Below are 12,049 nucleotides of genomic sequence, written 5' to 3' on the forward strand. Positions count from 1 at the left end.
GGATCCGCAAGATGACCGCTGAACGCGACCACCTGGAAATGGCCTTCCACTCCATCACCTGCTTCGCCGACGACGGCCGGCTGGATGCCGCCGAACTCGATCGCATCGTTGCCATCGCCGAGCGCGACGGCACCATCAACGAGGACGAGACCCGCGTGCTGCACAACATCATCGCGCGCATCACGCCCGGCGAGATCGATGCATTGATGAAGATGCGCCTGGATGCCCTGCGCCGGAAGATCGGGCCGCCAGCGGAGCCCGCGGCCTGAGCCACCGCCGCCACCGCCTGCCCTCCCGAATGCAGCATGGAACGCCCGATAGCGCGGGCGAGGTCCCACGATGACGTCTTCAGCAACCACCGACACCCTGCCCGACAACGCCCCCGAAACCGGATCAGTCGACCAGGCCGTCGCCCAGGGCGGCGCCTACGAAGTGCTGCGCCGGCGCCTTTCCGACCAGGGCGCGCGCCTGCGCGGCATCGCCGAGCGGATCAATGCCCGGCGGCTGGAGGAGTTCGGCAGCAGCCGGATGGAGGTGATCGGCCGCCTTCGCGTCCGCACAGAGAACAACTGCACGGGCCGGGACATCGTCCAGGTCGGCGACCTGCTGCTGTTCGGCTACAACGTCTTCATCGGCTTGAAGACCACGACCCGGGTCGAGGACGTCTTCGGACTGTACCGGCTGGTGGAGAACGACGGCGCCTTCGACGTGGAGCAGGTCGCACTCGATGGCAGCTTCCTGGGCGATGCCCAGTTCCAGCGCGACTTCACCGAGTTGTATGCCTACTACAAGGACGCCCGCCTGCTGCAGTTGATCGTGCGCGAAGGCAAGCTCCTGGCCTCGTTCCAGATCGGCGAGCGCAGCAGCGATACCCGGGTGTTCCGATGGGCGCTGACGGCCCACGGCGAGGTGAAGTACATAGACGCCCGCGGCGAGCGCGACCTGACGATGCCGCCGCCGTTCGATTTCGAGTGGACGCGCGCGACGCGCGAGCTGATGGTCAGCGGGCGCCACCCGCACCTGAACGTACTCGACACCCTGTTCGTCGAGACCACCGGCGGCGACCTCACCATCAAGGTCGAGGACAACACCGAGACCGGCGAGGGCATCCACTCCGAACCGGTCGAGGACAAGACCCAGTCGCTCGATGACGCGACCTTCGATTTCGCCCGCGTCGGCTCGCTTGTCCTGCTCAAGGTCCTGCCCTACCGCGAAAACGAATGGCGTGGCTTCATCTACAACACGCTCACCGGCCGGGTACAGCGCAACGACGCGATCATCCAGGCGTGCGTCCAGCTGCCCGAGGACCACGGCATCATCTTCCCGGGCGGCTACTACCTGCAGAACGGCGAGCACAAGGCCTTCGACGCGGGCATGGACGGCATGCAGTTCAAGCGTGCGATCCGCTCGCCCAACGGCGAAGACGTGCTGTACATCTTCTACGAACACCACGCCGGCAAGTCGGCCCTGTTTGTCTACAACATGATCCAGCGCGAGCTGCAGAACCCGGTCTTCGGCCACGGCTATGCGCGTCTGGCCGACGGGCGCATGGTGGTCTTCCACGCCGAGGGCGATGGCGCCACCCGCATCCATCCGATGCAGGTCTGGCAGACGCCTTTCGTGAGCGACGAGTTCGCGGCCAGCAGGCCACCCGGCAACACCTACCTGGGCCGGCTGGGCAACGCCGAGCTCGTGCGCGGCATCTCCAACCTGATGAACCTGTCGAGGCAGATCGGCAGCGAAGAAGTATCGCTGCAGCGCTACCAGCTGCTCGCGCGTGACACCCGGCGGCTGTTCGATGCCCACCACTGGATCGACGACGCCCACTGCGACGGCGTCGCCAGCCTGCTGCGCGAGATCGCCGCGACCGGCGAGTCCATGCTCGATGAGTTCGAGAAGGTGCAGGGCATCCGCCGGCAGTCCGCCCAGGCCCTGGTCGATGCGCGTACCGAACATGCGGCGCTGGTGGCGCGCCTTCTGCCCGACAACTGGTCGCAGGTGCAGGAGTTCGTCGACGCGCTCAACGAGATCACCCGCCAGCGCGGCCACCTGCTCACGATCCGCGAGTACCGCTACATCGACGTTGCCGCCATCGACGCCCTTGGCGCACAACTGCAGGAGGAGCATGAGCGCATCGGCGCCGCTGCTGGCCGGTTCCTGGCGGGCGAGAAAGCCCTGGCACCGTTCATCGACCGGGTGCAGGCGCTCGACGAAGAAGCCGGAAAGGCCGAAACCGCCACCGCCCTGGGTGAGCGCCTCGCCGCGCTGAGGGCGATGTCGGCGGACCTGGACATGCTGTCCGAGCTCATGGCGACCCTGAAGGTCGATGACGCCGCCCAGCGCACCCGGGTGGTGGAGGCCATATCGGCCATCTACGGCCGCCTCAACCAGGCCCGTGCCCGGGCCGAACAACGGCGCAAGACACTGGGGTCGGCCGAAGCGGTGGCCCAGTTCGCTGCCCAGTTCACCCTGTTCGGGCAGGCCATCACCGGCGCCCTCGGATTGGCGACCGATCCGGAGAAAGCCGACGAGCAGCTGTCGCGCCTGATGATCCAGCTCGAGGAGCTTGAGAGCCAGTTCGGCGAACACGAACAGTTCCTCGGCGTCATCCTCAGCAAGCGCGAGGAGCTGCTGGATACCTTCGAGGCGCACAAGCAGGCCTTGCTGGATGATCGCCACCGCAAGGCGCAGTCGGTTCTGGACGCGGCCAATCGCATCCTGGCGGGGCTCGACAAGCGCACCGAGAAGTTCTCCAACCCCGACGAGCTCAACGCCTTCTTCGCCGGCGATCCGCTGACCCTCAAGGTCCGCGAGCTGGCCGAGCGGCTGCGGGCGCTGAAGGATTCGGTGAAGGCCGACGACATCGAGGCGCGCCTGAAGGGCGCGCGCGACCAGGCGGTGCGTGCCCTTCGCGATCGCGTGGATCTTTTCGAAGGCGGTGGCCAGGTCATCAAGCTCGGCCGCCACCGCTTCAGCGTCAATACGCAGTCACTGGACCTGACCATCCTGCCTCGGGGAGACCAGCTCGCGCTGCACCTGACCGGCACCGATTTCATGGAGCCGATCGACGACCCCGCCCTGGGGGAGCTGCGCGAATACTGGCAGGCCGGGTTGGAGTCCGAGTCGCCGACGCTGTACCGGGGCGAGTACCTCGCTGGCGAGATCATCTCCGCCGCGGCGACCGGCGCCGAGGGGCTGGAAGAGGACACTCTGCAGCGGCTGTCCGGTGACTTGCCCGCCCTGACCACGGCGGTCCGCGAGTTCGCGGCGCCACGCTACCGCGATGGCTACGAGCGCGGAATCCACGACCACGACGCGGCGCTCATCCTGCGTGCATTCCTGGTGCAGCGCGACCTGGCTGGGACCCTGGTCCACGCACCGGCACCGCGTGCGCTGGCGATGCTGTTCATGGCAGCCCATCGCAGCGACGAGGACGTCGCGCAATGGGCGGGCCGCGCGACCAGTGCATCGGCGATGCAACGACTGTTCGGCTCGCGCGCCAGCCTGGAGGCGCTGACCAGCGAGATGTCGGCGCGACTGCTGGCCTTCGTGGAGCAGGCCACGTTGCCATTCGAGCCATCCGTGGCCACTGCGGCCGCCAGCTTCCTCATCGACCAGCTGATCGGTGGCGACGAGGCCTTCGCCTTGTCACGCCACGGCCGCGAACTGGCGGAGATGCTGCAGGACAGGATGGGCACGGCCGGGCTCCATACCCCCTTCCAGCACACCCTGGCGCAGCTGCACGACCGCCACGGTGCGCGCTGGCAGCACGTGGTGCACTGGCTGCAGGCGCTCTGCAACGATGCCGCGGCGGCCTCCATGGCCGCCTATGTGCCCGAAGCCGCTGCCTGGATGCTGACCCGGGAGACGCTTGCGTTCCAGGACCACGGCGTCGCCCTCCAGACCACCGTCGAGGGGCTGCTGGGGGAGCACCCGCTTGTTTCCGAAGGCCGGATACAGCTGGCCGCGGACGACCTGCTGGCCCGGCTACGCACCCACAGGGAACGCTTCCTGCCGGGATACCGGCGGTACCACGCGCTGCGGCACGAGATCGCGGCGCGCGAGCGCGACGCGCTCCGCCTGTCGGAGTTCCAGGCCCGCCCGTTGTCGTCGTTCGTCCGCAACAAGCTCATCAACGAGGTCTACCTGCCGATCATCGGCGACAACCTCGCCAAGCAGATGGGCACCGCCGGCGAGGACAAGCGCAGCGACCTCATGGGCCTGCTGATGATGATCTCGCCACCCGGTTACGGAAAGACCACGCTCATGGAGTACGTGGCCAGCCGCCTCGGCCTCGTCTTCATGAAGGTCAATGGTCCCGCCCTCGGCCATGAAGTGCGCTCGGTCGATCCCGCACAGGCACCCGATGCCACCTCGCGCCAGGAGCTGGAAAAGCTGAACCTGGCTTTCGAGATGGGCAACAACGTGATGCTCTATCTGGACGACATCCAGCACACGCATCCCGAGTTCCTGCAGAAGTTCATCTCGCTGTGCGACGGTACCCGCCGGGTGGAAGGCGTATGGAAGGGCCGGACCCGGACCTACGACATGCGCGGCAAGAAGTTCTGCGTGGTCATGGCCGGCAATCCGTACACGGAGTCCGGCGAGGTCTTCAAGATCCCCGACATGCTTGCCAACCGCGCCGACATCTACAACCTCGGCGATGTCCTGGGCGGGATGGAGGACACCTTCACGCTGAGCTACATCGAGAACAGCCTGACCTCCAACCCGGTGCTGGCACCGCTGGCCACGCGCGACCTGGCCGACCTGTACCGGCTGGTGGACAAGGCCCGCGGCGAAGAGGTCTCCACCAACGACCTCTCGCATGCCTACAGTGCCGCCGAGATCAACGAGATCGTGCAGACGCTGGTCCGGGTGATCAAGGTGCGCGACGTGGTCTACCGCGTGAACCAGCAGTACATCGCCAGCGCCGCCCAGGCCGACAAGTACCGCACCGAGCCGGCCTTCAAGCTGCAGGGCAGCTACCGCAACATGAACAAGCTGGTTGAGAAGATCTCGCCGGTGATGAATGACGACGAGTTGCAGCAGCTGATCGGCGACCACTACCTGGGCGAGGCGCAACTGCTGACGGTCGGGGCGGAAGAAAACCTGCTCAAGCTGGGAGAGCTGCGGGGGGTCCTGACATCCGCGGAGCAGGAACGCTGGGAGCAGATCAAGCGCGACTTCCTGCGCAACAAGGCGATGGGGGCCGATGACGCCGACGTCGGCGGGCGCGTGGTGGCGCAACTGGCCGACATCGCCGGCGGGCTGCAGGCCATGGGCGAGGCCGCCCCTCGCCGGCAACTTTCTGCCACCGATGGTGCGCCGCAGCCGGATCCTGCGCCGTGGAAAGAGGCGCTCGCGCTCCTGGAGCGCGTGCTCGCCAGCCGCGCCGCCGACGACGCCACCGACGCTACCGGCCCGGACAGTGCCGGCACGCTGCTGAAGACGGCGGTCGAGCCGTTGATCGCCGCCATCCACTCCAGCCAGGGACAACAGGCACAGCTCAATACGGCGATGCTCCACCTGGCCAGCGCGATACGCGCCGGAATGAGCGTGCGCCAGGGCACCGGACGCAGGCCGCATACTCCGACGCCCGACGAGCGCCGACTGGACGAGGCACTCGAGCGGCTGCACGCCGGGCTGAAGGACGATCCGGCCAGCCCGTGACCAGGCCCTACGCCCACCCCGCACCTGCCGCCACGCCCGAGGAGATCGAACTTGGCGGCCGCGGGATATCGGCGGCGGTCGACATGGACGCGATCAACACCCTGCTTGCCGGTCTGCCGACTTCCGCGCTGATGGCGGAACTCGACGCGATCGTGGAAGTCATCGACGCCTCGGATACCGGCCGTGCCCGGCGCCGGGCCGGGTTGCTGGGCCGGCTGCTCGGACGTGACCTGGTGGCACGCGCCAATCCGGATGCCACGGCGGACCGGGTACGGGTACACCTGGCGCATGCAGCGGAGCATGCAGGTCTGCTTGCAAGCCACCTGTCTGCCCTGGAAGCGGTCTATTCACCGCTGCAGCAACAGATCGACGCCATGGATGCATTCGTGGAAGCCAGCCGGAACACCATTGGCCCGGCACCTGACGAACCCGACCCTCGGCATCTGCTTGCCCACCGCCACCTCGAACGCTTCCAGGCTGTCGGCGTGTCCTGGCGACACACCCGCGCCCAGGTCCGGATGGCGGTGGACCACGTCCACCTGGTGCTGGACCGGTACCGCAAGGTGCGCGACCTGCTGGTTCCGCTCTGGCGCCAGCACCACGCCGGCGGCGCCCTGGAGGAACGGCTTCGGGAGCGACTGCCGGCAGGCGAGAACGACCGGCAAGCACTGCATCGATTGATCGCATCGCTGCAGACATCCCCGCCCACCACGCATACTCCAACCCATCCGAACCCGGCCGACAGGGAGCCATCGCCATGACCGAGTCCACCACCGACCTTCCCCCCGTGCAGCTGCCTGCCGGGCTCGGGGAAGAGACGCTCAAGCAACTCGGCCTGGTGCCCGCCGACCTCGAGCAGGTCACCGCGATACATGCCGGCCTCGCCGACCTCTCGCCGACCGACACGCAGGGCTACGGCCGCGACGTGGCCGCGGCCACCACCCGCTTCTCCAGCGAGCTGCTCGACCAGGTCCGCAACCGCGACCTGGACGCGACCGGCGAAAAGCTCGGCGAAGTGGTGCGCATCGCGCGCAACCTCAACCTGCACAAGTTCAGCGCACGCTCCAAGTTGCCGATCGTCGGTCCCCTGCTTGACCGCATGCGCGACTCCCGCGGCGAGCTCGTCCAGAAGTTCAGCTCCACCAACGAGCAGATCGAGCAGCTGATGCGCGACGTGTCTCGTCAGCAGGATGACCTGGGCAAGCGTGTGCGCGATTTCGACCGCATGTACGAGATGGTCGCAACCGAACGCCACCAGCTCGGCCTGCACGTGGCAGCGGGAAAGATGAGGCTGCGCGAACTCGAAAATGAGCGCGCCTCGCTCGAATCCGCCGATGATCCGCAGTCGCGCACCCGGCGCCAGCAGATCGACACCACATTGCGCCTGCTGGACAAGCGCGTGGGCGACCTGCTCCTGATGCAGCATGCCGCCGACCAGTCGCTGCCGATGATCAGGATGATCCAGGCCAACGCGATGCAGTTGATCGAGAAGTTCACCTCGGTCCGTGACATCACCATTCCGGCCTGGAAGCGCAGCTTCGCCATCCAGCTGTCGCTCAACGAGCAGAAGCAGGCGGTCGAGCTGGCCACTGCGATCGATGACGCCACCAACGAGCTGATGCGGCGCAATGCCGACCTGCTGCACGAGAGTTCAGTGGCGACCGCCAAGGCCAACCAGCGCGGTGTCATCGACCTGGAGACGCTGCAGCACGCCCACGACAAGCTGATCCAGACGGTCGAGGACGTGCGCCAGATCCATCGCGAAGGCATCGACCAGCGCCGGCAGGCCGAAGCCGACCTTGCACGCATGCGGGAAGACGTACAGAAGCGCCTGGCGGCACCCACCGTCGACTGAGGGACGGGCGCGGGCACCGGCCGCTTGACCCGGGTCAGGGCGGGCAGTGGCGGCGGCCGGGACACTGCCGGGCCCGCCGCCTGTGTGACCGCCCATGGCCGACCACGACCTGCGCTCGTTTCTCGCCCGCCTGGAGGCAGCCGGCCAGTTGCGCCGCGTGCGGCAGCCGGTCGATCCGGTCCTGGAATCCACCTCGCTGTGCCTGCGTGCGCTCAAGTCGGGCGGCCCCGCGCTGTTGATGGAGCAGCCGGTCGGCGCGCGGCATCCCTTGCTCGGTAACCTGTTCGGCCACCGCGACCGGATCGAGGCGGCACTGGCCGGGCGCCCACTGGCGAGCCTGCGCGAGCTGGGCGAGCTGCTCGCGGCCATCAAGGAGCCGCGCTGGCCCTCCAACCTCAGGCAGGCCCTGTCCACGTGGCCCGAGCTGGCGCAACTGGCGCACGTTGCGCCCCGGCGCGTGCACGAGGCCGCGTTCCTGGACCAGACCCTCGGCGGCAGCGACATCGACCTGTCGCGCCTGCCTATCCAGCACTGCTGGCCACAGGACGCGGCGCGGCTCATCACCTTCGGGCTGGTGATCACCCGCGGCACCCGCAAGCCGCGCCAGAACGTGGCGATCTACCGGATGCAGGTGATCGGCCCGGACAAGGTGATCATGCGCTGGCTGCCGCACCGTGGCGGTGCGCTCGACCATGCCGACTGGATGGCCGACCACCCCGACCGGCCGTTCCCGGTACTGGTGGCGATCGGCGCCGACCCGGCCACCATGCTCGCGGCGGTGGCACCGGTGCCGGACACGCTGTCGGAGTTCGAATTCGCCGGGCTGTTGCGGGGCGAGCGCACGCGGGTCTGGCACAGCGAGCGTACGGGACTGGATGCCCCGGCCGGGGCAGAGATGCTCATCGAGGGCGTGATCCGTCCGGGCGACACGGCGCTGGAGGGGCCGTTCGGCGACCACACCGGCTATTACAACGCCGCCGACCACTTCCCGGTGCTGAGCATCGAGCGCCTGCACCTGCGCCGGGACGCCATCTACCACGGCAGCTACATGGGCCGGGCACCCCACGACGAGCCATCGGTGCTGGCGATGGCGCTGAACGACATCTTCGTGCCGATCCTGCGCAAGGTATTTCCGGAGATCGTCGACTTCTTCCTGCCGCCGGAGGCCTGCTCCTATCGCATCGCGGTGGTGTCGATCCGCAAGCAGTACGCCGGCCATGCGCGGCGCATCATGATGGGTGTCTGGTCATACCTGCGGCAGTTCACCTACACCAAGTTCGTCATCGTCACCGACGCCGACATCGACGTGCGCGACTGGTCGCAGGTGATCTGGGCGGTATCGACACGCGTCGACCCGGCGCGCGACTCGATGATCGTCGAAGACACGCCGATCGACTACCTGGACTTCTCCAGTCCGCGGCCCGGGCTGGGGTCCAAGCTGGGCCTGGACGCCACCAACAAATGGCCCGGCGAGACCAGCCGCACCTGGAGCCGGCCGATCCGGCTCGATCCGCTGGTCGAGCAGCGTGTCGACGCGCTCTGGAAGGAACTGGCGTAGCGCACACCGCGAGCATCAGGCGCCTGCTTGATGCGCGTCATTCCGCCCGGCCCGTCCGGCGCCTATCGTCCGCGCAACTTCAAAGACGGGACCACGCCCATGCAAGCGCTCCGAATCCACTGGCTTGCCCTGGCACTGCTGGCGGCGTCCGCGCCGGCCGCAGCCGGGGATGCCGCCGGCAAGGGCGGGGCCATCCTCGACCTGCGCTACCGCTTCGAACACGTCACCCAGGACAACGCACTGGACGACGCCGACGCGCACACCCTGCGCACCCGCGTCGGTTACCGCACCGGCGCGTGGAACGGCTGGTCGGCACTGGTCGAAGCCGATGATGTCCGGCGGCTGGGCGGCCGTTACAACGACACCCGCAACGGCCGCACCGGCCATTCGGTCGTGGCCGATCCGGAGGGCACCGCGATCAACCAGGCGTTGCTGCACTTCGGCGGTGAGCGCGTGGCGGCAACCGTCGGCCGCCAGCGCATCAACCTGGACAACCAGCGTTTCGTGGGCGGCGTGGGCTGGCGCCAGAACGAACAGACCTACGACGGCGTCATGCTGCAGCTCACTCCCACCAAGAAGTTGAGCGCTACCTACGCATGGCTCGGACGGGTCAACACCGTCTTCGGGCCCGACGACGGCCCCCGTGCCAATGCCGTCAACCGCGCCGACTCCGAAGGCGACAGCCACCTGCTCAACCTGCGCTACGCCATCTCGCCGCGCATGGTCGCAACCGGTTACCACTACCGGCTGGATCTGGACGACCTGGCAGTAACCGCCGGAGCACCGATGGATTCGCTCTCAAGCGCCACCACCGGCTTGCGCCTCGCCGGCACCTTCGAACGGCTGGACTACGCGGCCGAGTTCGCCCGGCAGGATGCGCTGCACGGCAACCCGTGGGACCTCGACAGCCACTACCACCTGGTGGAACTGGGAATCCGGCTCGGCAAGGCACGGCTCGCAGCCGGGGAGGAGTTGCTCGGCGGTGCGGGCGGACCGGGCAACCGTGCGTTCCAGACGCCACTCGGCACCCGGCACAAGTTCCAGGGCTGGGCCGACATGTTCGTCACCACGCCAGCGGATGGCGTCCAGGACCGGTACGCCGGCGCGGTGGTGCCGGTGGCGGGAGGCTCGCTGCAGGCCTGGTACCACGACTTCAGCGCCGAACGTGGCAGCGCTTCATACGGGACCGAACTGGACGTGTCCTACGCCCGCGGCATCCCCGGCGTGCCCGGGCTGGACGCGCTGCTCAAATACGCGCGCCATGACGCCGATCGCACCAGCCCGACCGTCGATACCGAAAAGTTCTGGCTGCAGGTGCAGTACACCTACTGAGCCTGCAGGTCAGCCCGGGAAGGCGGGATCCTCGAACAGCCGCCTGTAGTCCTCCACCGCGGCGCGCATCTGCTCCGCGGGGGAGAGATCGGCCGGATCGGCCTCGAGCGCCTGTGCACCGGCCATCAGCCGGGCCAGCAATCCGTGCAGCGCCACGTCCGGCTCGGGCGGAAGTTCGCAATGGGCGAACATGAAGGCGGCGGCGTCGTGGACTTCGGCTGCAAGCAGTTCCACCTCGGCGGCACCGAGGTGTCCGTGGCGGGCGTGCTCCAGTGCTTCGACCACCGCGGACATGCGGCGCATGCCCTCCATCAGGGGCGCATCGGGTTCGTAGCGCACGTGGTCGGGGGCCACGACAGCGGGCGCATGCACTGCGTGCGCTGCATGTGCGGAATGGGCCGCATGGGCATCGCCGTGCGGATCCTGCGCGGGCGCGGCAATCGCCACGGCGGGGCATAACAGCAACGGCAACAGGATGGATCGGGGCGGCAGTTTCATGGTGTCTCCGGGATCGGTCGGCATGTCTTTGTCGATCCTATCCGTGGCCGTGGCCGGGCTGCCTGACCCAGGTCAACGACGCGGGCACCCGTTCATCGCCACCATCCCCGATCCACTGAACGGGGAGCACGCATGCAACTGGTATGTCCCGCCGGCAACCTGCCGGCGCTTCAGGCCGCCGTCGATGCCGGGGCCAACGCGGTCTACGCCGGCTTCCGCGACCAGACCAATGCCCGTGCATTCCCCGGGCTGAACTTTTCCGACCAGGAGCTGCAGGCGGGCATCCGCTACGCCCACGCCAAGGGCGCCAAGGTGTACCTCGCGCTCAACACCTATCCGGACAGCGTGCGCCTGCCGCAGTGGCAGGCCGCGGTCGACCGTGCGGCCGACTTCGGCTGTGATGCGATCATCGCCGCGGAGATCGCGGTCCTCGCCTATGCCGCCCGCCGCCATCCTGGCCTGCCACGCCACCTCTCCGTGCAGGGCTCGGCGACGACCGGGCCGGCGCTGCGCTTCGCCCATGAGCGCTTCGGCATCTCCCGCGCGGTGCTGCCGCGGGTGTTGTCGATCCAGCAGGTCGAGCGGCTGTGCCAGCGCTCGCCCGTGGCCATCGAGGTGTTCGCCTTCGGCAGCCTTTGCATCATGGTCGAAGGCCGTTGCCAGCTCTCCAGCTATGTCACCGGCGCCTCGCCCAACCGCCATGGCGTGTGCTCCCCGGCCAAGTTCGTGCGCTGGGACGAGTTCGACGACGGCAGCCGCACCGCACGCCTCAACGATGTGCTGATCGACCGCTTCGAGCCCAGCGAACCGGCCGGCTACCCCACGGTCTGCAAGGGCCGGTTCGAGGTCGGTGGCGAGACCTTCCATGCGCTGGAAGAGCCGACCAGCCTCAACACCATGGAACTGTTGCCGCGGCTGGCGCGGGCGGGAGTGGCCGCACTGAAGATCGAAGGCCGCCAGCGCGGGGTGGCCTACGTCAGCGCCATCACCCGCACCTGGCGCACCGCGCTGGACCGCTATGCCTCGCATCCGGAGTCCTGGGCGGTGGACGAGGAATGGCAGCGTTCGCTGTCCCGGCACGCCGAGGGTCACCAGACCACGCTCGGTCCCTACCACCGCTCCTGGCACTGAGGGCC

At 68.1% G+C, this 12,049-nt stretch carries 8 protein-coding genes; 7 read left to right on the forward strand and 1 reads right to left on the reverse strand.

Features of this window, described 5'->3' with window-relative positions:
- Nucleotides 1-11: 11 nt before the first annotated feature.
- The 6 genes from B5D37_RS08265 (at nt 12) to B5D37_RS08290 (ending at nt 10,415) form a co-directional block, all read left to right on the forward strand.
- Complete coding sequence (locus B5D37_RS08265; RefSeq protein ID WP_078758372.1) at nt 12-269, forward strand: hypothetical protein; 258 nt, start codon at nt 12-14, stop codon at nt 267-269.
- 70 nt (nt 270-339) lie between these two features.
- Entirely contained in the window at nt 340-5,670 is a 5,331-nt protein-coding gene (locus tag B5D37_RS08270) for a DNA repair ATPase (protein ID WP_078758248.1), read from the forward strand.
- Nucleotides 5,667-6,431, forward strand: a complete 765-nt coding sequence (locus B5D37_RS08275) for a hypothetical protein (RefSeq protein WP_078758249.1) — start codon at nt 5,667-5,669, stop codon at nt 6,429-6,431. Before B5D37_RS08270 ends, B5D37_RS08275 begins: the two co-directional genes overlap by 4 nt.
- The gene (locus B5D37_RS08280) at nt 6,428-7,525 is read left to right on the forward strand and encodes a toxic anion resistance protein (RefSeq protein ID WP_078758250.1); all 1,098 of its coding nucleotides are present in this window, start codon (nt 6,428-6,430) and stop codon (nt 7,523-7,525) included. The genes B5D37_RS08275 and B5D37_RS08280 overlap by 4 nt, the downstream gene beginning before the upstream one ends.
- A gap of 94 nt (nt 7,526-7,619) precedes the next feature.
- On the forward strand, nt 7,620-9,083 hold the full coding sequence (locus tag B5D37_RS08285) for a UbiD family decarboxylase (RefSeq protein ID WP_078758251.1): 1,464 nt from the start codon (nt 7,620-7,622) through the stop codon (nt 9,081-9,083).
- Nucleotides 9,084-9,182: 99 nt separating this feature from the next.
- Entirely contained in the window at nt 9,183-10,415 is a 1,233-nt protein-coding gene (locus B5D37_RS08290; RefSeq protein WP_078758373.1) for an alginate export family protein, read from the forward strand.
- A gap of 9 nt (nt 10,416-10,424) precedes the next feature.
- On the opposite strand, the gene B5D37_RS08295 is transcribed toward B5D37_RS08290, so the two are convergent.
- Nucleotides 10,425-10,913 (reverse strand): DnrO protein, encoded by a 489-nt coding sequence (locus B5D37_RS08295; RefSeq protein ID WP_143814216.1) that lies wholly within the window; start codon nt 10,911-10,913, stop codon nt 10,425-10,427.
- A gap of 132 nt (nt 10,914-11,045) precedes the next feature.
- Between B5D37_RS08295 and ubiU the strand changes: the two genes are divergently transcribed.
- A complete protein-coding gene (gene ubiU, locus B5D37_RS08300; RefSeq protein WP_078758253.1) occupies nt 11,046-12,044 on the forward strand; it encodes a ubiquinone anaerobic biosynthesis protein UbiU in 999 nt (332 codons plus the stop codon).
- The last annotated feature ends 5 nt before the right edge of the window (nt 12,045-12,049 follow it).

Source organism: Lysobacter spongiicola DSM 21749, from assembly GCF_900167055.1.
GTDB lineage: Bacteria > Pseudomonadota > Gammaproteobacteria > Xanthomonadales > Xanthomonadaceae > Novilysobacter > Novilysobacter spongiicola.